Origin of the sequence: Flavobacterium sp. Leaf82 (genome assembly GCF_001422725.1) — a bacterium.
GTDB lineage: Bacteria > Bacteroidota > Bacteroidia > Flavobacteriales > Flavobacteriaceae > Flavobacterium.
Genome location: NZ_LMMA01000001.1, coordinates 360,396 through 385,319 on the forward strand (window position 1 = coordinate 360,396; position 24,924 = coordinate 385,319).

Sequence of the window (24,924 nt, forward strand, 5' to 3'; positions counted from 1 at the left end):
GTGGCAAACCTTTTTTTAAATTTGACAAAAAGAATTTCTAAATGAGCATAAACTTAAAAAGCCTTATCCCGGTTCTTAATGCCGAATGGACAGGTTCAGATATTGATATTTTCATCGATCATATTTCGATCGACAGCCGTTCGTTACAAAACGGTCCTGAAACTTTGTTTATTGCCTTGTCCGGTGTTAATAATGATGCTCATTTATATATTCAGGAACTAATTGAAAAAGGAGTTCGAAATTTTGTAGTGCATTATATTCCTGAAGATTGTGCCGGAAAAGCCAATTTCTTGATAGTCAAAAATACACTCGAAGCATTACAGGAATTTGCTGCTTATTATCGTAATCTTTTCCATTTTCCTATTATCGGATTAACCGGAAGTAACGGTAAAACGATAGTAAAAGAATGGCTTAACTTTTTGTTGGGTCCGGATTATAATATTATCCGAAGCCCAAAAAGTTATAACTCTCAAGTTGGCGTTCCATTATCTGTAATTGCGATTAATGAGAAACACAATTTAGGGATTTTCGAAGCCGGAATTTCGACGGTTAACGAAATGATCAAACTCGAAAAAATTGTAAAACCTTCCATTGGAGTTTTAACAAATATAGGTTCTGCACATGATGAAGGTTTTGAAAACCTGCAGCAAAAAATAAATGAAAAATTATTATTGTTTAAAGAAGCAACGGTTATAATTTATCAAAAAAATCCCCTTGTCGAGCAATGTCTTAATTCATTTTCTGCGGAATATCCATTAAAAGAAAGAAACCTTTTTTCGTGGAGTTTTACAGATATTTCTGCTGATGTTTTTATTTTGAACAAAGAAAATAAAAGCGATTCGACAAATATTAAATACCAATATAAAGAGGAGATTTTTAATCTTGAAATTCCGTTTAGTGATTCAGCTTCGATAGAAAATGCTATTTCGTGTTTATTGGTTTTGCTTTATTTTAAATACGATTCTGAAACCATTCAAAACCGCGTTCAAAGCTTGTATCCCGTACAAATGCGTTTGGAGGTGAAAAACGGAATCAATAATTGCAGTATTATTGACGATAGTTACAGCTCAGATTTTCAGTCGCTTAAAATTGCTTTGGATTTTCTGGAAAGCCAGCAAAAGAAAAATGCCTCAAAAACGATTATTTTATCTGATATTTTTCAAAGCGGATTCTCAAACGAAGAATTATATTCTAAAGTAGCACAATTAATTTCTGATAATAAAATAAACCGCGTAATTGGAATTGGAACTACAATTTCTTCTTTTGCAGATAAATTTTCGAATTGTATTACGTTTCAAAATACAGCCGAATTTATAGCACAGATCGAAAGTTTGAATTTCGAAAATGAAACTATTTTAATAAAAGGAGCAAGGTCATTTCAGTTTGAGGAAATCGTTTCTTTACTCGAAGAAAAAACACATGAAACGATTCTTGAAATCAATCTGAATTCGATTAGCCATAACCTGAATTATTACAAATCAAAATTAAATCATAATGTCAAATTGATGGTTATGGTAAAAGCATTTGGTTATGGAAACGGAGGTCTTGAAATCGCTAAATTACTCGAACATCATAAAGTAGATTATTTAGGTGTGGCTTTCGCCGATGAAGGAATCTCGCTTAAAAACGGCGGAATAAAATTGCCAATTATGGTTTTAAATCCGGAATCGACCAGCTTTCCGTCGATTATTCAATACAATCTGGAGCCGGAAATCTATAGTGTAAAGGGATTAAAAGCGTTCCTGAAGATTGCAAGAGAAAAGAATTTGAAAGATTTTCCTGTACATATAAAATTAGATACCGGAATGCACCGTTTAGGTTTTGAAGAAAATACGCTCGACGAATTGATTCAGACTTTAAAAGGAAATCCGACAGTAAAAATAAAAAGTGTTCTGTCGCATTTGGCAACAAGTGATGAACTACAGCATTATGATTTTGTAATTTCTCAGATTAATTTGTTCGAAAAGTTGTCTTCAAAATTAATTTCAGAATTAAATATAAATCCAATTCGCCATATTTTAAATACGTCCGGAATTAGCAATTTTCCGGATGCACAATACAATATGGTACGTTTAGGGATAGGTTTGTACGGAGTTTCAAACGATCCTGCAGAACAAAAATATCTGGAGAATGTTGGAACCCTGAAATCAATTATTTCTCAGGTTCGTACCATTCCTGCCGGCGACAGTGTAGGTTACGGACGTCGCTTTATGGCTGATAAAGAAACTAAAATTGCGACAATACCAATAGGTTATGCTGACGGAATTTCGAGATTGTGGGGCAATCAGGTTGGTTTTGTAACTATTAAAAATCAAAAAGCATACGTATTAGGAAGCGTTTGTATGGATATGTTAATGGTCGATGTAAGTCATATCGATTGTAAAGAAGGAGATTCTGTGATAATTTTTGGAGAAAGTCCAACCGTTGTAGAAATGGCTGCAGCATTAAAAACGATTCCGTATGAGATAATGACCAGTATTTCGCAACGTGTAAAAAGGGTATTTTTTAGATAGATTTTGAAACTTTGCGGAAAATTCCGTATTTTCGATATCAATTAATTTATAAAACTAAAATAAACAATTATGGGGATATTTTCAGAATTTAAGGAATTTGCAATGAAAGGCAACGTAGTCGATTTGGCTGTCGGTGTTATAATTGGAGCTGCTTTTGGCAAAATTGTGAGCTCATTAATTGAAAATGTAATTACGCCATTAATATTAAAACCGGCTTTAGACGCAGCACATTTATCTACGATAGAAGAGCTTACGGCATTTGGAGGTGTCAAGTATGGTTTGTTTATTTCGGCAGTAATTAACTTTATAATTGTTGCTTTTGTGTTGTTTTTAATCATAAAAGGAATCAACAATCTTAAAAAGAAAGAAGTTCCGCCACCAGCTGCACCGGCAGGACCAACTCAAGAAGAACTTTTAATACAAATTAGAGATCTGTTAAAAAATAAACAATAAAAAATATACCGCTACACTAAGTCTAATTTAACCGTTCCTTAATTGGGGCGGTTTTTTTTATATTTGTTTAATTTGTAACATTTTGTTATTTTTTGTGAACCGCGTTGTTTTGTTTTTTATTATAGCTACTTTTGCATAGTAAATAAGAATAATTCATACTAAAAATATAAAAATGAGAATAGCCGTTGTAGGTGCCACTGGTATGGTTGGCGAGATAATGCTTAAAGTTTTAGCAGAAAGAAATTTTCCTGTTACAGAGTTAATTCCTGTTGCTTCTGAAAAATCAATAGGAAAAGAAATCGAATATAAAGGTCAAAAATATAAAGTTGTAGGATTGCAAACGGCTGTTGATTTAAAAGCAGATATTGCTGTTTTTTCTGCCGGAGGAGATACTTCGTTAGAATGGGCACCAAAATTTGCAGCGGCAGGAACAACTGTTATTGATAATTCTTCGGCATGGAGAATGGATCCAACAAAAAAATTAATTGTTCCTGAAATCAATGCGGATACTTTAACAAGAGAAGATAAAATTATTGCAAACCCAAACTGTTCAACTATTCAAATGGTTTTGACTTTGGCGCCATTGCATAAAAAATACAACATCAAAAGAATCATTGTTTCTACTTATCAATCGATCACCGGAACGGGTGTAAAAGCAGTAAGACAATTAGAAAATGAATACGCAGGAATTCAGGGAGAAATGGCTTATAAATATCCAATTCACAGAAACGCGATTCCACATTGCGATAGTTTTGAAGAAAACGGATACACTAAAGAAGAAATGAAATTAGTGCGTGAGACTCAAAAAATTCTTGGTGATAATACCATCAGAGTTACGGCAACTGCAGTTCGTGTGCCTGTTGTAGGTGGACATAGCGAAGCTGTAAATGTTGAGTTTACAAATGATTTTGATGTAAATGAAGTTCGCGAAATTTTACATCATACTGATGGAGTAGTGGTACAGGATAATTTAGATACTTTTACATATCCAATGCCATTGTATGCAGAAGGTAAAAATGATGTTTTTGTTGGAAGAATCCGTCGTGACGAAAGCCAGCCAAATACACTAAACATGTGGATCGTTGCTGATAACTTAAGAAAAGGTGCTGCAACAAACACAATCCAGATTGCTGAATATTTAATTCAGGCAGGTTTGGTATAAACCAGAGATTAAAGAAAATTGTTATAGAGAAAGAACCGTAATTACAGTAATGTAATTGCGGTTTTTTTGTGTGGAAATATTTTTATTAATTGGTAACTTAGCATTAAAATTAGATTTATGAACTTCGATAACTACAAAATAATTCCAAATTACAATACTCATAAAACAGATTTGTTCCTTGCTGAAAACGAAGATATTCTGGCTTGCGAAAAAACCTTAAACATTACTTTTGATGAAGATTATAAAGAGTATGTCTTAAAGTACGGAAGCGGAATTCTTGGCGGAACTTATATTCGAATCTATCTTCCGGAAACGATCATTTTGACGATTGCAGAATGGAAAAATCGTATAAGTGAATATTGGTTTTGGGATGAAGGAAAAGAGGTTTTAACGAAAGAGGAGGTGTTGGCTTCAATTAGAATTGGAGATACGTATGACGGAGATGAAATCATTCTTTATAAAGGCGAATATTATATTTTACCCAGACATAGCGAAATGATTTATAAAGCTGGAAAGACTCTGGAAGAAACAATAACTTGGTTATGCTCATCAGGAATCCTTACAGAAGCTTTTACTGAAAGAGAATTCGAACCTTTTGATCCAGTCGAATTTTTGAAAAACGAGTAATTAAATCATTTAATAAAATAAATTATGGAATTGCCAAAGTTTAAATATAGTCCGAATGCTTATAATATTGACGTATTTACAAAAGAAGAAGGCATCTGTTCTGTTTGCAATATAAAAAGACAAATGAAATATACCAGTTCTTTCTACAGTGTAGAAGAGCCGGAATACATTTGCCCGTGGTGTATTCAGGATGGCAGTGCATCAAAAAAGTATGATGGAGAATTTAATGATTATGTTGGTATTGAAGGAGTTTCTGCTAATCCGGATATTGAGAATAGTTTAAATATAGATAAAGAATATTTACTCGAAGTTAGCGAAAGAACTCCCAGTTATATAAGCTGGCAGCAGGAAGCATGGTTGTCACATTGTAATGAACCGTGTGCTTTTATAGGTTATGCAGACAGCGAAATGATTAAACCCTACTTAGGGGAGCTTAAAGAGGATATTGAAGTTAATATTGGTTATGATCCTGAATTTGTTCAAAATCATTTGACGACCGATGGAAGTCTTGTTGGTTACTTGTTTCAATGTTTGCATTGCGGACAGCACAGATTACATGCAGATTGCGATTAGGGAAAAATGGTCATAAAAAAAGCGAGAACTTAGTTCTCGCTTTTTTTATTATTTAATATTCAGGTGCTAATTCTAATTCTAAACCTTCTAACTCAGTAGTAATTGGAATCTGGCAGCCTAAACGACTATTTGATTTAACATAAAATGCTTCCGACAGCATGGCTTCTTCTTCATCTCCCATTTCCGGTAATGCAACATCATTAAGAACATAACACTGGCAAGAAGCACACATGGCCATTCCGCCACAAGTACCTTCAACAGGTAGTTCATATGCTTTGCATAACTCCATTATATTCATTGCCATATCAGTTGGAGCTTGTAACTCGTGTATAACTCCTTCTCGATCTTTAATCTTTATTAATACATCCATTTTTAATTTTTGGAATTTTACTGGTTAGGATTTTATAACGTGAAAAAATCCTTACTTATGTTAGCTATTTTTAATACTAAATGCGTATTCTTTTTTGTTACCTTCTTTAAGGCGCATTTTTACACCAAGAGTATTTCCGTTTTTCTCCAGTATTGTAACCAAAGCAATTACTGAATAATAATCTTTGTCTGATTGAAAGATTAAAGTGCCTTCGTAAGTCGAATTCGTTACTCCTTGTTTGTCTGTTGTTACAGAGACCTTTCTTGGATTTGAGAATTGTGCAGCACTATAAGTTGCTTTGTTTGCAAATTTAGCTTTTCCGTCGCAAAAATCGTATAAGAAATCATAATTACCAATTCTTAGACTTCCTTCTTTCTCATTTGCATTAGTCGAAAATACAATCTGACCTGCATATTGAAAATCTGACCACTCTTCGGCTTCATTTAGCCATGCCTTATCAACAATTAGAGTTTGGGTAGTTTGTTGCGCATAATTTGCGGAAACAAAAAATAATAATAAAAACAGAGCGTAATAATTCTTCATAATTTGATATTTAGGAGTTTTGTGACAAATTTAAGTTAAATATGTAACAATACCTTGCCTGAAACTCTTAAAACTTTACGTTGTTTTTTATTAAATCCGCAAAAACCAGCATATTTTTAATGGGTTTTTTAAACATTCAAAAAATAAACTGCCCAAAGAACTATTATTCTTGTTAATTGGCAAAATGCAAAAAGGAGATTTTCTCTCCTTTTTGTTACATTATATTTACCACAGTTTCAATTTGTGGAGCGTATTTTTTTATTGTTGTTTCAACACCTGCTTTTAGGGTCATTTGATTTACGCTACAGCTAATACAAGCTCCTTCAAGACGAACTTTAACATGTTTGTCGTCGTCTATAGAAATTAGTGTAATGTCTCCTCCGTCAGAATTTAAAAAAGGTCTGATTTCGTCAAGAGCCAATAATACGTTGTTTGTTAATTCTTCTGTTGTCATAATATTAATGTGTCAATTAGAGAATTAGAGAATTGGAGAATGCTTAAAGAAAATTTTAATTCTCCCAAAAGCATTATCTAATTGCCTCATTATCTCATTATCTAATTTATTTCTTTACTGCTGAACAACCTGCCATAGTTGTTATTTTAATAGCTTCTGTTGCAGGCAAAGTATCGTTTCTGTTCACTGTTTCCTGAACAACATTTCTGGTTATTTCCTCAAAAATAGTTTCTATTACAGATGCAGTTTGCATAGCAGCAGGACGACCAAAATCTCCGGCTTCACGAATAGATTGTACAATTGGAACTTCTCCTAAAAATGGAACATCTAAATCTTCAGCAAGGTTTTTTGCACCTTCTTGTCCAAAGATATAGTATTTATTTTCAGGTAATTCTTCAGGTGTAAAGTATGCCATATTCTCAATAATTCCCAAAACAGGAACATTGATATTATCCTGCATAAACATAGCAACCCCTTTTTTAGCATCGGCAAGAGCCACAGCCTGAGGCGTACTTACCACAACAGCACCCGTAATTGGTAAAGATTGCATGATCGAAAGATGGATATCTCCAGTTCCCGGAGGTAAATCGATTAACATAAAATCTAATTCTCCCCAATCTGCATCAAAAATCATTTGATTCAATGCTTTTGCAGCCATTGGACCTCTCCAGATCACGGCTTGACTTGGAGCTGTAAAGAACCCAATAGAAAGTATTTTGATATCATAGCTTTCAACCGGTTTCATTTTTGATTTTCCGTCAACAGTAATCGAAATTGGTTTTTCGTTTTCAACATCAAACATAATTGGCATCGAAGGTCCGTAAATATCGGCATCAAGAACCCCAACATTAAAACCCATTTTAGCAAGAGTTACGGCAAGATTTGCAGTAACAGTTGATTTTCCAACTCCACCTTTACCAGAGGCAACGGCAATAATATTTTTGATTCCCGGAATAGCCTTTCCTTTTATTTCGTTCGGGTTTTCCTTTGCTTCAACTTTAATGTTTACCTTAACTTTTGCTTCAGGAGATACCAATTCATGAATTGTTTTTTTGATATCATCTTCGGCTCTTTTTTTAATGTGCATTGCTGGAGTATGCAAAAGTAAATCGACTACCACTTCATCACCAAAAGTAATTACATTGGCAACAGCACCACTCTCAACCATATTTTTTCCTTCTCCCGCTATAGTGATTGTCTCTAGAGCTTTAAGAATTTCTTTTCTGTCTAATTTCATTTTAATCTACTGTTTTCTATTGAAAGAAATCGATTTAAGCATTGTGTTTATTTAAACTGATTTCAGACTACAAAGATAACAGATTATGTTCGGATTCAAACCCTTTTAAATCGTATTTATTGATATAGAGATTAGTCAAAACGATTGTGGTTGTTTGTCTTTGCTTCCAGAATCTAAAATAAGTTTGAATTTTTTATTGGCAATTATCTGCTTAAAACATTTTGTCTGCAGAAATATCAGAATTTTAACCTGAATTTTTCAATCCCAAATAATTAAAATGTCAATAATCTTGGCTATATTTGAGTACCCCAAATTCATGATTCTGCTATTTTTGAAAAGTATGTGAAAGCTTATTTTTAGACTATTATGGGTTTTTGATATTTTTTTCGAATAGAATTTCTTTTCTAATTTAAATCTGAAAAAATGCGAAATTCCACTTCTGTATCAGTAATTATTGCCGTTAGTTTTTTAATGTTTTCTTTTAAATCTTCTTCTAAAGAGATCAGTATAAAAAATGATAAAACGGAATCTGAATATGTTTTTGTCTCTAAGAAAACCTTCTTTAAAACAACTGTTGATGTTGAGACGATCAATCAGTTTTATGGAAAATATCCGAAGCTTAAAAAATATCAAAATGACGTTTTGGATCTTTATAAAAAGAAAGAATACAAACTCATCTGGTACGACGATAAAAGTGTAAGCGAATTTGGATCCTTATTATATCACAAAGTTCGGTTATTAAGCGATCAGGGAGTCAAAGCTACGATGCCTTATATGGATTTGGTAGATGATGTCTTTAATGAAAACGTCACTGCTGACCTGCCTCAAATAGATACAGAACTTTTATTATCTAATATGTATGTGTTTTATGCAAGTAATGTTTATTCTGGTGTTGATGCCTCAACTTTAAAAAAAATCGGATGGTTTTTGCCTGCGAAAACTATTTCGTATGCAAAAATATTAGATTCTCTTATGGTAGATCCAGGTAGGTTAAATAAAGATGAAAATCTTTTATACGGTCAATATTATAAGTTGCAGGCAGTATTAAAAAAATACAGGACTATTGAGAAAAATAATCAATGGAAAAAAATAGATATTGACAGCGCAAATTACAAAGACCTCAAACCATTTGATAGTGGTGTTGCGATAAAACAAATACGGGAACGTTTGTTTGTGGTGGGAGATTTAGCACAGGATTCTAAAAGAGATGTGTATGATGAGGAAATGATGGCAGGTATTTTAAAGTATAAAAAACGATACGGACTCAAACTAAACTATACACTTACCAGAGAGCATATTGACCAGATGAATGAGCCAATTGGAAACCGTATTAAAACAATAATGCTAAACATGGAACGCTGCAGATGGATACCAACAAATTTGGCACAGGCAAGCGAATATATAATGGTTAATATACCCTCTTTTAGACTGGTTTATGTAAAAAACGGAAAATATGAATTAGTCTCTGATGTTTTTGTGGGAACCAGAATGACCGAAACCGTAATATTTAGCGGTAATATGGACCGAATTGTTTTTAGTCCGTATTGGTATGTTCCGCAGAGCATCATTAAAAATGAGTTAAAACTAAAAATGGCAGAAGATAAAAACTATCTGGCAGATCATAATATGGAGTGGAACGGAGGGAATGTTCGACAAAAACCCGGACCTAAAAACTCTTTAGGACTCGTTAAATTCATGTTTCCAAATCCTAATGATATTTATTTGCATGATACGCCGGCGAAGAGTTTATTTGAATTCGAGAAACGTATTTTTAGCCACGGATGCATCAATGTAAAAGAAGCAAAAGGTCTGGCACTTGCGATTTTAAAAGACGATCCGGATTGGCCGGTCGATAAAATAGATCAGGCAATGAGTGGAGAAAAAGAAACTACTTGCAAGCTTAAAACAAAGATTCCAATTTATATTGGATATTTTACCGCCTGGGTGAGCGATGACGGAGAGATTGGTTTTTATCCGGATGTTTATGACAGAGATGTTCAATTGTATAAATTATTATATTCTGATACTGTTGTTTCGAAATAAATAAAAAACAAACCCGTCAGATTTTATTAATCTGACGGGTTTGTTAAAAAAAAATGGTCTACAAGTTTATTCGTATTTTAAATATTTCAGCACATCGATTTTAGTTACCTGATACGCTTTTGTCAGAACAATTAGTAATGTCAAAAACAACAAAGAAACCAGTGCAATACTAAACGGAACAATTGAAATCCCAATTCTGAAAGCAAAATTCTCCAGCCATTTTTGTAATAAAATATAAGCCGGAATAATACCAATTATAAAACCAATTAAGCAAAAGCCTACGTATTGTTTAGATAGTTCTTTTAGTAAAACATCAGTTTCTGCACCTAATGTTTTTCTAATCGCGATTTCTTTCAGCCTTCTTTCCATAGAAAATGAAGCCAAAGCAAATAACCCGAAAACAGCAATAATAATTACCACAAGATTTAATATAAAAAACAAATCTTTCTGTTTGACTTGTTCTTCATAGGTTTTGGCAAATCCTTTATTGATAAATTCATAATCAAAAGGATAATCTGGATTGACATTTTTCTCCCAATAAGATTTTAATTTTGCTAAAGTTTCAGTTAGATTATTAGGCGAAACTTTTATGTAAACGTTTTCAAAATTATTCCATTTTAAAGTTTTCATAGTTACAAAAATCATTGGAGGAACTTCGCTTTGAAGCCCGCTTATATGAAAATCTTTTACAACTCCAACAACTTTAAATTTCATAATTCCTTTATCGTTCCCCCAGCCAGAGGTTAATATAGTATTTATGGGGTTTTTGAGACCTATTGTTTTGGCAAGGGTTTCATTTATTAACCAGTTGTCAATCGTATCTGAGGCAAATTTTGGTGATAAATCTCGTCCTTCAACAATCTTAATTTTCATCATATCCAGAAAGCCATAATCCATTTCGATATTTCTGGGTTGCACAAAAACACCATTATGAGTAAAACCAGAACTTGAACTGCTGCCGTATCCAAAAGAACCTGTAAATGTAGATACATCCTCTACACCTGAAAATTTAAGAATTTCCTGTTTTGTGGTTATATATTTTTGTCCTTTTTTAGCCAGGTCAGTATATCTAAACGGAACGCGAATTACCTGAGCTCCGCTAAAACCAAGATCCTTATTCATCATATAAGAAACCTGTGAGTTTACGATTAAAGCACCAATGATAAAAAAAGCAGCAATTCCAAACTGAAAAATCAACATAGAATTTCGAACCCAAATTCCACTTTTGCTTCTGGAGAAATTACCTTTTAAAACTTTCAGGGTTTCAAAATTTGAGATGTAAATGGCTGGGAAAATACCTGCAAGAATGATTACTAATCCAAATATAAAAATAAGCTGCAGGTAAAATTCGCCACCATTCATTGTCAGTGACTTCTTCAAAAAGTTATTGTAATAAGGCAATGAAAGCTCTACAATTGCCAGCGCACAAATAATCGCCAAAACAACAATAATAGCAGTCTCAAATATAAATTGAGCTATGATTTGCTTTTTACTGGCACCAACAATTTTGCGAACACCAACTTCTTTCGCACGCTTTATTGCTGATGCAGTTGCGAGATTGATATAATTTACCAAAGACAATGTAAGTATCAAAATAGACAGACCTACCATGATATAAAGCAGTTGTAAATTGCCTCTTCCTTCAGGGAAATTATCACCGTTAGGAGATTTTGTACCATGCAAACGTGCTGTGGCCAATTGGTCGAGAACAACTATTATGTTGCCATTTTCTTTGATAAATTGTTCCGGTGTTACTCCTTCTTTTTTAGCTTCTTTTACAATTCTATTGACAAAATTTACGTGTTGCATTTTCTTTAAAACCGTCTCCTTATTAACTCCTTTTTTGGTTTTAATCATCAAGGTGTAACTAAAGTTGCCCCAGTTTTTAATGTCGTCCTCTCTTATCAAACCTCCAAAAACATAATTTGGTTCTACAGATGAAGGTCTCATGATTTTATAAACCGATTTTACAACATACGGTTTATTGTCCTTTGTGATAATTTTACCAATCGGATCTTCATTTTTAAAAATTAATTTTGCGGTTTCATCAGAAATAGCAACGCTGTTTTTTTCTTTTAAGATGTCTTTTTTAGCTCCTTTTAGAATTGGAAACGGAAAAGAATCAAAGAAGTCATAATCTGCAAGGATAATTTTTTTGCCAATCCATTTTTGATTTTGATATTTTATTACATCTTCATTATACCATCCCGTACAAAAAGTGATAGATTCAATCTCAGGAATAGTGGCTTTGCAGGTTAAACCAAAAGGCACAGGACTTGAGTTCCATATATCGGCATTTCCAAATTTATTTAGAACTTCGTATACGTTCTCTTTTTCAGGATTCCATTGGTCATAAGAGTTTTCATTATTCCAATATAAAATAGCGAAAATAACGCCGGAAATTCCAATGCTTAATCCCAGAACATTCAAAAACGAAAACAATTTGTTTTGCTTTAAATGATATATAAATATTTTAAACCAGTTAAAAATCATGCTTTATTTTTTATAGTTATTACAGTCGTTTGTGGTAACCAATAGTTTTTTAAGAACCATTTAGTTTTAAATCATAGCTAATACTTTGCAAACAAATCCCACCAGGATTATAAATGCCGTTACAATAAATTTTATCATTTTGTAATTATTTAGCGTCCATAAAAACATCAACATTTCTCTGATTTAATTTTTCAGAAAACACAACACCATCTTTCATATGTATTGTTCTTTGCGAGAACGAAGCATCATAATCAGAGTGGGTAACCATCAGGATAGTTGCACCTTTAGCATGCAAATCAGTCAACAATTCCATTACCTCATTACCGTTTTTACTATCTAAATTTCCCGTTGGCTCATCGGCAAGGATAATTTTAGGATCGTTTACCAAAGCCCTTGCAACAGCAACCCTTTGTTGTTGTCCGCCTGAAAGCTGCTGCGGATAATGTTTTAATCGGTGTGATATATTCAATTTCTCGGCAATTGCTTCGATTTTTTGTTTTCTTTCAGATGCTTTTACATTATTATAAAGCAAAGGCAATTCGATATTGTCATAAACCGAAAGCTCATCAATCAAATTGAAATTCTGAAAAATAAAACCAATGTTTTCTTTACGAACAGCCGCTCTCCCTTTCTCTTTTAAGCCAACCATTTCCTGATCTAATAATTTGTAGCTTCCGTCGCTCGCGCTGTCTAAAAGACCAATGATATTTAATAAAGTCGATTTTCCGCAACCAGAAGGCCCCATGATAGTAAGGAAATCACCTTTTTTAATTTCTATAGAAATTCCGCTTAAAGCTGAGGTTTCTACTTCTTCTGTTCTAAAAACTTTGGTTAAATTTTGAATTGTTATCATAGTTTTAAAATTTTAGTTGTTGTTAATTCTATTTTTTGATTGATGATTGAAACGGTGTTAATTGTTAATTGTAAATTATGAATTGTAAATTGTAAACTGAGACTGAAAACTGAGACTGAAAACTGTTTACTGCGAACTACTAATCGATAATTCCTCAATATCTTTATAATCCGTATAAGATGAAGTGATCACAGATTCTCCTTCTTTTAAACCTTCCAGAACTTCATAATACGAAGGATTTTCACGTCCTAATTTTATGTTTCTCCTTACGGTTTTATTTCCTTTTACGACAAAAATCCATTTTCCAGCGGTTTCCTGATTAAAACTTCCTTTTTGAATTACAAGAGTTTTGTTTTTCTCTGATAAAATTAGTTTCACACCAAAACTAAGTCCGTCTTGCAAAACGATATTCTCTTTAGATGTAAAAGCCAATTCTACTATAAAATGTCCGCCTTTTACTTCCGGAATTACCTTAGTAACCAATACTTCCAGATTTTTTCCTTTAAATTCTACCTGACCTTTTAAACCTTCACGTACTTTTTCCAGATAAAATTCATCAATTTCAGCAGTTAGTTTATAACCTTGCTTAGAATCTATTTTTCCAATGCTTTCTCCGGCTTGAAATGTTTTTCCTAAAACAGGCTGAAATGAAGTCAGTCGACCAGATTCTGGAGCAATAATCAAGAAGTTCTTTTTATTATTTCTTAAAATATCCAGACTTTTTTCCATCGTTTGAATCGAATGATTGATTTGCGAAATCTGAATTTGATTCGTTTGTTTTTCTTTCTGGATACTTTGCTGAATCGTTCTTTTTCGTTCTTCCTGAAAACGAAGGCTTTCTTTAAAAGTGTTCCAGTCATTTTTAGAAATCACCTCTTTTTCATATAATCTCGCATTCATATCATATAATCTTTTAGCATCATTATAATCATGTTCGATCAAAACCAAATCTTTGTTGAGGTTTAATTCCTGATTTCTAATGTTTAGTTTTCCCGTATTCAAATTATTGATTTGTTCGATAATTGCTGTTTCCTGAGTCAGGTAATTAAGCTCCGTATTTGGATTATACAAACGTGCCAGCGATTGACCTTTAGTAACCATTGCACCATTTTCGACAAAAATCTCTTTTACAGATCCTCCTTCTGTAACATTTACAAGCATCACATTCAAAGGTTCTACTTTTGCCTGAAAAACAACAAAATCTTCAAAAAAGGCTTTTTCAACTTTTTGAATACTTAGTTCTTCAGCTTTTACATTTAAACTTCTTTTAGTGTTAAACGAAAAAAAGACGATCGTTGCCAAAGCTAAAAAAACTCCAATTGTTATTGTGAGATATCTAAATTTTCTATTTTTACGAGGAATTACTTTGTCCATTTTTTTAATAATTTGCTGATTACCAATAGGTAAATACTGTGCCATAAAAATTATTATTTGTAAAGTATTGATTTTAAAGAAGCTTTAAAAACCGTTCAAAAAACAAGTGTTCGATAATGAACAGTTGACCGTTCGTAATCGAACAAAAAAATAAACCATGCGAAAAAAACAAGCCCAAATATTAATTGTAGACGATCAGGAAGAAATTCTTTTTTCGGCAAAAATGATTCTCAAAAAACATTTTGAAACGATTTTTACGGCAAATAGTCCAAAAAAAATCATTTCTATTTTAAGTGAAAATGAAATAAACGTGGTTTTGTTAGACATGAATTACAGAATTGGTTTTGAAGATGGGCGAGAAGGCATTCATTGGCTAAAAGAAATTAAAATACTTTCGCCACAAACCATTGTGATTTTAATGACCGCATTTGGAAAAATTGATACCGCAGTTGAAGGAATAAAAATTGGTGCATTTGATTATGTTTTGAAACCGTGGCACAACGAAAAATTATTAGAAACAATTGATAAGGCTGTAGCCGAAAGCAGAAAAAACAATAAAAAAGTAGTAGAAGAAAAACCAGCAAAAAATTATTTTGTTGGAAATTCCCTTAAAATAAAGCAAGCCTATACAATTGCAGAAAGAGTTGCCAGAACAGATGCGAATGTTTTAATATTAGGAGAAAACGGAACAGGAAAATATGTTTTCGCAGAATTTATTCACCTCAATTCAGAACGAAAAGAACAGCCTTTTATACATGTCGATTTAGGTTCTTTGAGCGATAATTTATTCGAAAGTGAACTTTTTGGTTACGCAAAAGGGGCTTTTACAGATGCTAAAACAGACACGCCGGGAAGATTTGAAACCGCGCAAAACGGAACCATTTTTCTCGATGAAATAGGGAATATTCCGCTGCATTTACAGTCTAAATTATTACATGTCCTGCAAACCAAAACCGTTACACGATTAGGAGAAAGCAAAGCAAGACCATTGAATGTACGTATTATTGCAGCAACCAACAGCGATCTAAAAGCTGAGGTAAAAAACAAAACGTTTCGTGAAGATTTGCTGTATCGCATTAATACAATGGAAATTTATTTGCCATCGTTACGCGAACGAAAAGATGATATTGTACCAATGGCTGATTTTATCCTCGATAAAATTGCCCAAAAATACAATCATGGTCCCGAAGCTTCGGGATGGCGTTTTGAAGATAATGTTGCCCCATATTTAGAAAAATATCCCTGGAAAGGAAATATCCGTGAACTTGAAAATAAAATCGAACGCGCTTTGATTTTGTCTGATAATAATATGATTTCTGTAACGAATCTTGATATTCTTGATTTTGAAGAAATTCAGGAAAATGATGAAAACCCGCTATCAGAAATGGAAAAAAGTGCAATCGAAAAAACACTCTTCAAATACAATGGAAATATTAGTAAAACTGCCGAAGAACTCGGATTGTCAAGAGCCGCGTTGTACAGAAGAATTGAGAAATACGATTTAAAAAATATCTAAGAACAGGAGAGAAATGATAGAATTAATTTTAACATTAATAACTTTAAGTTTAGTTGGCACTCTTATTTACTTGTTTCGATATAGAAATAAAGAAAAACCAAAAGTTGGAGTTAAAAGAAATAATTCTTCAGAATATTTTAAAGACTATATAGAATTAAAATTATACTACGGATCTATATTTTTAATTGTTATTGGTATTGTTGGTCTGCTTGCAATTGTAATTATAGAGATAATCTTTATATAAGTTAGTCTCTAAACTTAGTTAACCTTGCTGTTATAAGTTTAAGTATAAAAATAAAATAATGAAAAACTGGAAGTTCTACAATGCATTATTCATAAGGGTTCTCTTTATTATGATTCCCTTTTTCTTTTGCATTTTTTTGATTTATAAAACGCTTTATTACAATGCAATTTTAGTTGGGTTTTTTATATTTCTATTGTTGTTTGAGATGTATTTTTATATCAAAAATTATTCTTTGTTTTATGATAAAACATTGCTTTCGATATTACAAAATGATTTTTCGACCAATTTTCCGGAAGAATATAAAAAGAAGAATTTTCAGAATTTACATCTTTTATATAATAAACTGAAAGTTCAGCAACAAGAACAGATTTCGAAAGAACTTGTTTATCAATCGATTTTGAATAATATCGATACGGCGACTTTAATTCTGGAAAAAGAGGATGACGACTGGAATATTTTTTTAATGAACGATTGCTTCTCCAGTTTATTCAAAGTGCCAAAAGTAAGTCATTGGAAATATCTTAAAAATTATTTACCATCGCTTTGTACTGAAATTGAGAAAGCAGAATTTACCGAATTAAAATCAGCCATCACGATTAAGATTGAAGATCAGGATTTACAAACATTCGTACTTCAAACCTCCAATACAAAAACATACGACAAAGAATATTTTATTATTTTATTAGACAGTATTCAGCGTGTGATTGAGAAAAAAGAAAAAGAAGCCTGGATTAATTTAATGAAGATTATTTCGCATGAATTAATGAATTCCTTAACGCCAATTCGTGCGCTTTCGCAGAATTTGCTTCATATTGTTGATCAGGAACAACTCGAAGAAGATGATTTTGAAGACATAAAAAGCAGTATTTCGACCATTATAAACCGAAGTGATCACTTGCAGGTTTTTGTCGAAAATTACCGAAAATTGGCAATGCTCCCAACTCCAACCAAGCAAATGACGCCTATAAATGTGCTTTTTGAAGATTGCCTGCGAGTTATGAGTCCGATTTTAAAAGCAGAGAATATCGAATTAATAAACGATATTAATAGTTCAAGATCGATATTAATCGACAAAAATCAGATGGAACAAGTAATTATTAATTTAATTACAAATAGTATTTATGCCTTGAAAGACAAAAGAGAAAAGAAAATGTTCTTGTCCAGTTATACCGAAAATAATCGCTTTTTCATCACCATTTCAGACAACGGAAAAGGAATCGATTCTGAAATTAGAGACAAAGTATTTTTACCATTTTTCACCACCAGAAAAGATGGCGCCGGAATTGGCTTAACGCTTTCTAAAAATATCATCGAAGCGCACGGCGGCTACTTAAGCTACCAAACAGATGAAGATAAAACGAGTTTTGTAATTTGTTTGATTTGATTTTTTGAACCCTATAAGTGATAATTTTTGTTTTTAGGATAATGTCACCCAGAGCGAAGTCGAAGGCTTTAATACGCAAAAGGGCTTCGACTTCGCTCAGCCTGACAAAAATGAGAATAAAACAACTTTGAACTTTTAAATGGACTTATATAACTTATGTGGTAAAAACATTAATATTCAATTTCAGGTGTCCAAAAGTGTTTTTCGAGATCTATAATTTGATTGTCAATGACTTCAATTCCTTCGCTTTCCAGTAATTGCTGCATTAGATTAGTTCCGTCAAAATGGTGTTTTCCCGTCAAAAGTCCTTTTCTATTTACAACTCTGTGTGCCGGAACATCATCCATATTATGACATGCATTCATTGCCCAGCCAACCATTCTTGCAGAACGAGAAGTTCCTAAAGCTTTTGCAATTGCGCCATATGAAGTTACTTTTCCGTACGGAATTTGTCTGGCGATCGCATAAACCCTTTCGAAAAAATTATCTTCAGCCATACCTTTAAATTATTTTACCATCAAGATATTAAGTTTCATTAAGTAAAGCTTAATTTTTCTTAATTCGATGAGTCTAAAAATACGATTTAGTTATTATTCCTTTTTTCAAAAAAATATAATTTAAGAAAAGTTAAGTTTATAAAACAAAGCTTAATTTTTCTTAATCTCTTAATGGTTTAAAATTACCCAAAATAGTAATTCAGAATATTAAAAAGCGTCACTATTGCAATTAAACCTGTGATACTTCCTATAATAGTATTCATGTTTCGCATAAGGTAATCTGTTTTCTTTTCGATTCGTCCAAAGAAACCAATGTAACTGTACAAGGCAGCAAACGAACCCAAAACAGACCCGAATACAAAAGTAAAAATGATATTATTTTCGAATGCAAAAAGATGATACGAAGCCAGCGTAACGCTCACAACAACGTAATACGGAATAGGGAAAAAGTTCAAACCAGAAAGTAACATTCCTAAAAAGAAACGGCTTTTTTTACTGCTCTTTTTAATCTTCGATTTCTTGGCTTTTGGTTCTTTTGCGATAAACAAAAAGTAAATCGTTAGAATAGAAAAAATAGCAAATCCAACCTCACGCAATAACGTTACAACATCTGGACGATTGTCGATTACCTGCGCAAATAAAACGGCTAAAGAAACCTGAAAAAAGATTACTAAAACCGCTCCGGCAACAAACCACAACGCATTCTTTCTCCCTTCTTTTAAGTTTACTTTAGCAGCAGTCATGTTGATTAATCCTGGTGGAATAATCCCAATGAAAGCGGCAATAAAACCTGAAAGTAATGGGGTAAGTAATGCCATTCAGTTATTTAATGGGTTGGAAAAATCGTTTTTAAAATTAAATTAGTCTTTAATTTTAAAGCGAATATACGTAATTGCCTTGTTAATTTCTAAATATTGTTTCTCGTAAAAAGTCTGAAAAGCAGTAACTTCCTCAGGACTTCCTTCGTTTGTATACACATTATGATTTGCATATAAAACCTCATGTCCTTCACCGTGAAGCAATCCAAGCGTATAACCGTGCATAAATTCACTATCGGTTTTAAGGTTTACGACACCATCTTTTTTAAGGATCTTTTTATACAATTTCAAAAACTCAGAATTGGTCATTCTGTGTTTTGTCCTTTTGTATTTAATTTGCGGATCCGGAAAAGTAATCCAGATTTCATCCACTTCATTTTCATTAAAAATATGATCAATCAATTCGATTTGAGTACGAATAAAAGCAACATTATGAAGTCCGTTTTCTACAGCAGTTTTTGCACCTCTCCAGAAACGAGCCCCTTTAATATCGATACCAATAAAATTTTTGTTAGGATATCTTTCTGCTAAACCAACAGAATATTCTCCTTTTCCACATCCTAATTCTAAAACTAATGGATTATCATTTTTAAAGAAATCAGAGTTCCATTTCCCTTTCAAAGGCATTAAATCGCCTACAACTTCTTCTCTAGTTGGTTGAAAAACGTTATCAAACGTTTCGTTTTCTCTGAATCTTTTTAGTTTATTTTTACTTCCCACTTTTACAAAAATTTTCAGCAAAATTAAGGAATATAAACGAATGAAAATAGCGCAATTTGGTTTAAAGTTTTTTGGCCACGAATTACACGAATTTTCACGAATTAATTTAAGCGATAAGACGAAAAAAAATTAGTGAAAATTAGTGGAATTCGTGGCAAACTATTTTAATTACAGATTAGAAAAATCTTTTTAATCTTAATAATCTGTGGCAAAAAAATCATCCGTAATGAGCCTCAGTAATAGGTTTTAATTTAGGATCAAGCGTTTCGTCATGTTGAGACAAATCAAGTCCGATATGTTCGTTTTCTTCAGAAACACGAAGCGGAATTATAAAGTTCGTCACTTTAAACAAGAAATAAGCTCCGAAGAAAGTAAAGATAGAAACCAAAACCAACGCCATCATATGATGAGCAAAAACATTCCATCCTCCGTGAAGTAAACTCGCATCTTCGCCATGAGCAAAAATCGCGGTTAGAATCATTCCCATAATTCCGCCAACACCGTGACAAGCAAAAACGTCAAGGGTATCATCAAATCGTTTAGAGAAACGACAATTTACAACCGAGTTTGAAACCAAAGCCGTGATGAAACCGAAAAACATACTTTCAGGAACCGACACGAATCCTGCAGCAGGAGTTATCGCCACTAAACCTACAACAGCGCCAATACAAGCACCAAGCGCCGAAACTTTTCTGCCATTCATTCGATCAAAGAAAACCCAGGTCAACATTGCAGCGGCAGATGAAGTTGTGGTTGTTGCAAAAGCCATTGCAGCAGTTCCGTTGGCCGCAAGAGCAGAACCAGCATTAAAACCAAACCATCCAAACCATAACATTCCTGTTCCTAATAACACAAACGGAATATTGGTTGGTATATGAGCGCTATTTTTTCTTTTTCCTAAAACCAAAACTCCGGCAAGAGCGGCAAAACCAGAACTCATATGCACGACAGTTCCTCCGGCGAAATCTTTCACACCAAAATAACTTCCTAAAACACCTGTAGGATACCAAACCGAATGGCACAAAGGAGCATAGATAAAAATGGTAAACAAACTAATGAATAATAAATAAGATATAAAGCGAACGCGTTCTGCAAATGAACCTGTAATAATTGCCGGAGCAATAATCGCAAATTTCATCTGGAACAACGCAAACAACATAAACGGAATCGTGCTCGCTAATTGTTTATGAGGCAAAACGCCCACATAATCCATAAAAGCAAAAGTGGTAGGATTACCAAAAAAGCTATAAAAATGCTCTCCGGAACCAAAACCCACAGGATCACCAAAAGCCAAACTAAAACCAACGACAACCCATAAAAGCGTAACAACGCCCAAACAGATAAAACTTTGCAACATGGTCGAAATCACATTTTTTCGGCCTACCATTCCGCCGTAGAAAAAAGATAATCCAGGTGTCATGATCAAAACCAGACAGCAAGAAGTTAACATCCAGGCAACATCGGCAGGAACGATATGATCAGTAGTTCCAAATTCAGATAATACATAACTATTCTCTGTAACTGTTGGCCAAAATGCGCCCGTAATACAAACAATACTTATAATAATAAAGGAAATGATCCAGCGTTTTTCTATTTTCATTTTTCAAATACTTTATTTAACCCTATTTTTTTTGGGGTCAAAGTTAAAAAAAAATAAAGATTTTGATTTTTAGGGCTAATAAAATAGAGGTGAATCTTTTATTTTAGTCAATTTTGTAAAATTCGATCCATTTTTTTGAGAGTATCTTATTTTCAACTTCTTATTTATAGATAAAATTGCCAATTGTATTATAATTAATTTGATATTGAATGCTGTAAAGTGCTAGAAAAGTTAGGATTATAATAAGAAAGTTCAAAAATGTTTATTTTTTCTGAAGCTTTGCAATCAGGACATCTTCAATTGGCGCTTTTATCTTCGTTGCAGCATCAACTTCTTCATTAGGAACCGTCATTGATAAAACATAATGCTGAATTTTCCATTCTTTCCCTATTTTAACCAAAACACCTGAACCGCGACAAATTTTCATTTGTGTATTTAGCAATTCGTCAAACCAGGCAATTTTTCCTGATTTATCAAAAAAGATATGACGTTCAAGAGCCGTAAAATTCCAGGTTGTTCCTTTGTCAAAAAACGGTTTAGCCCAAACTTTAAACTCTTTTTTATTCCAGTTTTCTGTGGCATCAGTTCCAATAAAAATTCCGTCTTCGGCAATTATATTAAAATAAGCATCAAATTTTACATCGGCAGCAGCCTTATGCCAAGTATCGATAGTTTGATTGACTTTGTCTTTTTCAGACGTTTGTGCATTTGCAAAAGTGGTAACGAATAATAAAAGTAGAATTGATTTTTTCATAGAAAGTTTTATTTTGGATTTAAAGTTAGCAAAAATTATTTCAAAGAAACAAAGGTGCAGAGGAACAAAGGCGGAGGGTTTTTATTTTTAAAGCCACAGATTAAAAGATTCAAATGATTGATGAAATTAGACGTATTAAACTCAATCTTCGGAATATCTCTCCATTATAAATCGTGCCCAAGGCTCATTTCAAGAGTTCCGCAGGAACGGATTATTTTGGAGCAACGGATTTTAATCCGTTGTCGGGAGCTTGTAAATTTTAAAACTTGGCGCCTTTGCGTCTTTGCGCGAAATTCTCAACACGATATTATATTACTTATATGGTGAAATCTTAGTATATTTGAGAGCTTTAAAAATCGATACATCATGAATCCAAAAATACTCATTACCTCAATATTAGTTACTTCCTTAGTTTTTACTTCCTGCAAGAAAGAATTAGAACCGCAGGAAAGTACACCAACATCTGAATTAGTAAAACTGGGATTAGCAAAAGACACCGCAAAAACACAGTCAGTTGTTCAAGCGCCAATTACGAATCCTAATACCGTAATGGGCGATACTAACGGAATAAATCCTGCACACGGACAACCGGGACATCGTTGTGATATTGCAGTTGGCGCACCTTTAAATTCTGTTCCAACACAGCAAGTACAAACAACAAATACACAAACTGCACAACCTGTACAAGTAAACGCGGGTCAGCAAAATGTAGTAACTACAACAACTGTTGCACCGGTAAAAGTAGGTAAAGGAATGAATCCGTCACACGGACAACCCGGACACAGATGTGATATTCCGGTTGGAGCGCCTTTAAATTCTGCCGCACCAAAACAACCTGTTGCAAATACAGCACAAAGCGGGACTACATCGCAAACTTATACCGTTACGCCACCACCTGCAAATGCAGTTCCGGCATTATTAAGTACCGAAGAAGCTGTAGTTGCTGACGGAATGAATCCTGCACACGGAAAACCCGGACATCGTTGCGATATCGCAGTTGGATCTCCATTGCCAAAATCATAATATTTACGTCAATAATCTGGGCGTGCCACCAATAAAAAAGGGGCCAACTATGCAAATCGCTTAGTCGGCCCCTTTTTTATTGCTGTCGGGCTATTCGCTGCTACTTCGGTAGCTTCGCTCTATCCCTCACGCGAAACAGTTTTCAGTCTCAGTTTTCAGTGCACTCTTGTCATCTTGAGCGAAATCGAAATGTCATTTTAATATAATATACGTTCCAATTTTCCGTAGAGACGCACAGCAGTGCGTCTAACATTTTACGGATAATCGTTGTAGAGACGCACTGCTGTGCGTCTCTACATTTAATAATGAAATTTATTTTTCGATCTCTTTATTCAATTTCAAAAATCGCCTGAATTTCTACAGCCGAATTTATCGGTAACGAAGCCGCACCAACTGTTGCCCTCGCGTGTTTTCCTTTTTCGCCAAAAACCAAAGCCGTCAAATTCGAAGCCGAATTCATAATCGCAGCATGTTGTGTATATTCCGGAGTTGTATTAAAATATCCTGTTAATTGTACGCATTGTTTTACCTTGTTCAAATCGCCTCCACAAGCTTCTTTCAAAACTGCAATAACATTTAGCATTGTTTGATACGTTGCTTCTTTCGCCTGATCTTCTGTAACCGTTGCGCCAACTTTTCCCGGATTTAAAATTTTTCCGTCTTTTAGTGCCACCTGATTAATATAAACTTTATGATCAGAAATCGTAAACGGAACGTAATTCCCAACCGGTTTAGGCGCTTCAGGAAGTACGATATTATTGTCTTTTAAAGTTTTGTTGATATCCATTTTAGTTTCTGTAGAAGTTGTTTTTACAGACTTTATATTCTCTGTATTTTTTAATCCAGCGACTACTCTTGCCAAAGCTTTTCCTTGTTCTTTAGCCAAATTCAATTCACTTTGCGACGGACGAGTTCCAACAGGCGATCCCGCCAATGAAGTTGCTCCAAACGGCGTATTTCCTTGCGGAACTGTTTTGTCTAAAGTTGCCGTTCCCATAATTCCGGTTGGTACGATTATCATTCCGTGTGAAGCTAGAATATTCCAAAAAGATAAAATTGCCGCTTCTTTTCCTGCTCCGGATCCAGCCGACATAAATACAGTTGTTGGTTTTCCTTCTAAAGCTCTCGAAGTCCAAAGCGGAATACTCTGACTGAAAAAGTAATTCATATCAGCACTAATATTCGCAAAATGAACCGGACTTCCAAAAGCGATTCCGTCATAATTAGCCAATTCTTCGATAGTTGCAATTGGTAATTTCTCTACATCAGCATTTAGTTTTTCTTTTGTATTTATCGAAGGAACACGTTTTAAAGTTGCTTTAGTGTTTGGATATTCCTGAATTCCTTCAGCAATAGCTTTTGCCATTTTATAAGTTCCGCCGTTTTGAGAATAGATCAAAACCAGCACATTTGTTTCAGATGATTTTGTTTGTGCTTTTACGCTAAAACCTATAAATATTGCGATTAATAATACGAGTAGTTGCTTTTTCATGAGGGTAATTTTTTAATAATTTGTAATGGATAATCTCAAAAAAGAGCTTGTTTTATTTCAAAAATCAAGTTCCTTTTTTGGGACTGCAAAATTACTTCTTACAATCCCGAAAAGCGTTATTATTATCTTAATTGTCCAACTAAGCATAGTTAATTTTAGTCCCATCGGGACGACATATTTA

Annotated in this window: 23 protein-coding genes; 10 read left to right on the forward strand and 13 right to left on the reverse strand. The window is 33.5% G+C overall.

The window, feature by feature from the left end; translation table 11 throughout:
* Positions 1–41 precede the first annotated feature (41 nt).
* The 5 genes from ASF10_RS01495 to ASF10_RS01515 all read left to right on the forward strand — a co-directional run bounded on the left by ASF10_RS01495 (position 42) and on the right by ASF10_RS01515 (position 5,328).
* Positions 42–2,513, forward strand: coding sequence for a bifunctional UDP-N-acetylmuramoyl-tripeptide:D-alanyl-D-alanine ligase/alanine racemase (locus ASF10_RS01495; protein WP_056244438.1), 2,472 nt, complete (start codon positions 42–44; stop codon positions 2,511–2,513).
* Positions 2,514–2,582: 69 nt separating this feature from the next.
* On the forward strand, positions 2,583–2,966 hold the full coding sequence (mscL, locus tag ASF10_RS01500; RefSeq protein WP_056244442.1) for a large conductance mechanosensitive channel protein MscL: 384 nt from the start codon (positions 2,583–2,585) through the stop codon (positions 2,964–2,966).
* A gap of 172 nt (positions 2,967–3,138) precedes the next feature.
* Positions 3,139–4,128 (forward strand): aspartate-semialdehyde dehydrogenase, encoded by a 990-nt coding sequence (locus ASF10_RS01505; protein WP_056244446.1) that lies wholly within the window; start codon positions 3,139–3,141, stop codon positions 4,126–4,128.
* Between the two features lie 117 nt (positions 4,129–4,245).
* Positions 4,246–4,755, forward strand: coding sequence for an SMI1/KNR4 family protein (locus ASF10_RS01510; RefSeq protein WP_056244450.1), 510 nt, complete (start codon positions 4,246–4,248; stop codon positions 4,753–4,755).
* Between the two features lie 24 nt (positions 4,756–4,779).
* Positions 4,780–5,328, forward strand: a complete 549-nt coding sequence (locus ASF10_RS01515) for a CbrC family protein (protein WP_056244454.1) — start codon at positions 4,780–4,782, stop codon at positions 5,326–5,328.
* Between the two features lie 52 nt (positions 5,329–5,380).
* Here the strand turns inward: ASF10_RS01515 and ASF10_RS01520 are convergent, their stop codons facing one another.
* The 4 genes from ASF10_RS01520 to ASF10_RS01535 form a co-directional block, all read right to left on the reverse strand.
* Positions 5,381–5,698, reverse strand: a complete 318-nt coding sequence (locus ASF10_RS01520) for a 2Fe-2S iron-sulfur cluster-binding protein (RefSeq protein WP_026982672.1) — start codon at positions 5,696–5,698, stop codon at positions 5,381–5,383.
* Positions 5,699–5,758: 60 nt separating this feature from the next.
* The gene (locus ASF10_RS01525) at positions 5,759–6,241 is read right to left on the reverse strand and encodes a hypothetical protein (RefSeq protein ID WP_056244457.1); all 483 of its coding nucleotides are present in this window, start codon (positions 6,239–6,241) and stop codon (positions 5,759–5,761) included.
* 214 nt (positions 6,242–6,455) lie between these two features.
* On the reverse strand, positions 6,456–6,695 hold the full coding sequence (locus ASF10_RS01530; RefSeq protein WP_055097397.1) for a NifU family protein: 240 nt from the start codon (positions 6,693–6,695) through the stop codon (positions 6,456–6,458).
* Between the two features lie 106 nt (positions 6,696–6,801).
* Positions 6,802–7,932, reverse strand: coding sequence for an Mrp/NBP35 family ATP-binding protein (locus ASF10_RS01535; RefSeq protein WP_056244461.1), 1,131 nt, complete (start codon positions 7,930–7,932; stop codon positions 6,802–6,804).
* A gap of 423 nt (positions 7,933–8,355) precedes the next feature.
* On the opposite strand from ASF10_RS01535, the gene ASF10_RS01540 reads away from it, so the two are divergent.
* Positions 8,356–9,975 carry a murein L,D-transpeptidase gene (locus ASF10_RS01540; protein ID WP_056244465.1) on the forward strand — a complete coding sequence of 540 codons (1,620 nt, stop codon included), beginning with the start codon at positions 8,356–8,358 and terminating at the stop codon, positions 9,973–9,975.
* Between the two features lie 66 nt (positions 9,976–10,041).
* On the opposite strand, the gene ASF10_RS01545 is transcribed toward ASF10_RS01540, so the two are convergent.
* The 3 genes from ASF10_RS01545 to ASF10_RS01555 all read right to left on the reverse strand — a co-directional run bounded on the left by ASF10_RS01545 (position 10,042) and on the right by ASF10_RS01555 (position 14,695).
* On the reverse strand, positions 10,042–12,468 hold the full coding sequence (locus ASF10_RS01545) for an ABC transporter permease (protein WP_056244469.1): 2,427 nt from the start codon (positions 12,466–12,468) through the stop codon (positions 10,042–10,044).
* Positions 12,469–12,613: 145 nt separating this feature from the next.
* Complete coding sequence (locus ASF10_RS01550) at positions 12,614–13,321, reverse strand: ABC transporter ATP-binding protein (protein ID WP_056244472.1); 708 nt, start codon at positions 13,319–13,321, stop codon at positions 12,614–12,616.
* A gap of 126 nt (positions 13,322–13,447) precedes the next feature.
* The gene (locus tag ASF10_RS01555; RefSeq protein ID WP_082472376.1) at positions 13,448–14,695 is read right to left on the reverse strand and encodes an efflux RND transporter periplasmic adaptor subunit; all 1,248 of its coding nucleotides are present in this window, start codon (positions 14,693–14,695) and stop codon (positions 13,448–13,450) included.
* Positions 14,696–14,852: 157 nt separating this feature from the next.
* Between ASF10_RS01555 and ASF10_RS01560 the strand changes: the two genes are divergently transcribed.
* The 3 genes from ASF10_RS01560 to ASF10_RS01570 are packed head-to-tail and all read left to right on the forward strand — an operon-like array spanning position 14,853 to position 17,839.
* On the forward strand, positions 14,853–16,211 hold the full coding sequence (locus ASF10_RS01560) for a sigma-54-dependent transcriptional regulator (RefSeq protein ID WP_056244479.1): 1,359 nt from the start codon (positions 14,853–14,855) through the stop codon (positions 16,209–16,211).
* A 13-nt stretch (positions 16,212–16,224) separates the two neighbouring features.
* Positions 16,225–16,455: a hypothetical protein gene (locus ASF10_RS01565; RefSeq protein ID WP_056244483.1), complete on the forward strand. Its 231-nt coding sequence runs from the start codon at positions 16,225–16,227 to the stop codon at positions 16,453–16,455.
* Positions 16,456–16,513: 58 nt separating this feature from the next.
* Positions 16,514–17,839: a sensor histidine kinase gene (locus ASF10_RS01570; RefSeq protein ID WP_056244487.1), complete on the forward strand. Its 1,326-nt coding sequence runs from the start codon at positions 16,514–16,516 to the stop codon at positions 17,837–17,839.
* A 170-nt stretch (positions 17,840–18,009) separates the two neighbouring features.
* Here ASF10_RS01570 and ASF10_RS01575 read toward each other — a convergent pair whose 3' ends face one another.
* From ASF10_RS01575 to ASF10_RS01595, 5 genes are all read right to left on the reverse strand, one after another.
* Entirely contained in the window at positions 18,010–18,336 is a 327-nt protein-coding gene (locus ASF10_RS01575; protein WP_056244490.1) for an MGMT family protein, read from the reverse strand.
* 182 nt (positions 18,337–18,518) lie between these two features.
* Entirely contained in the window at positions 18,519–19,154 is a 636-nt protein-coding gene (locus tag ASF10_RS01580; protein WP_056244494.1) for a LysE family transporter, read from the reverse strand.
* A 42-nt stretch (positions 19,155–19,196) separates the two neighbouring features.
* Positions 19,197–19,874 (reverse strand): tRNA (guanosine(46)-N7)-methyltransferase TrmB, encoded by a 678-nt coding sequence (gene trmB, locus ASF10_RS01585; RefSeq protein ID WP_056245545.1) that lies wholly within the window; start codon positions 19,872–19,874, stop codon positions 19,197–19,199.
* A 217-nt stretch (positions 19,875–20,091) separates the two neighbouring features.
* Entirely contained in the window at positions 20,092–21,474 is a 1,383-nt protein-coding gene (locus tag ASF10_RS01590) for an ammonium transporter (protein WP_056244497.1), read from the reverse strand.
* 262 nt (positions 21,475–21,736) lie between these two features.
* Positions 21,737–22,228 carry a nuclear transport factor 2 family protein gene (locus ASF10_RS01595; protein ID WP_056244500.1) on the reverse strand — a complete coding sequence of 164 codons (492 nt, stop codon included), beginning with the start codon at positions 22,226–22,228 and terminating at the stop codon, positions 21,737–21,739.
* Positions 22,229–22,594: 366 nt separating this feature from the next.
* On the opposite strand from ASF10_RS01595, the gene ASF10_RS01600 reads away from it, so the two are divergent.
* Positions 22,595–23,251: a hypothetical protein gene (locus ASF10_RS01600; RefSeq protein ID WP_056244505.1), complete on the forward strand. Its 657-nt coding sequence runs from the start codon at positions 22,595–22,597 to the stop codon at positions 23,249–23,251.
* A 328-nt stretch (positions 23,252–23,579) separates the two neighbouring features.
* On the opposite strand, the gene wrbA is transcribed toward ASF10_RS01600, so the two are convergent.
* Positions 23,580–24,743 (reverse strand): NAD(P)H:quinone oxidoreductase, encoded by a 1,164-nt coding sequence (gene wrbA / locus ASF10_RS01605; protein WP_056244508.1) that lies wholly within the window; start codon positions 24,741–24,743, stop codon positions 23,580–23,582.
* Positions 24,744–24,924: the final 181 nt, after the last annotated feature.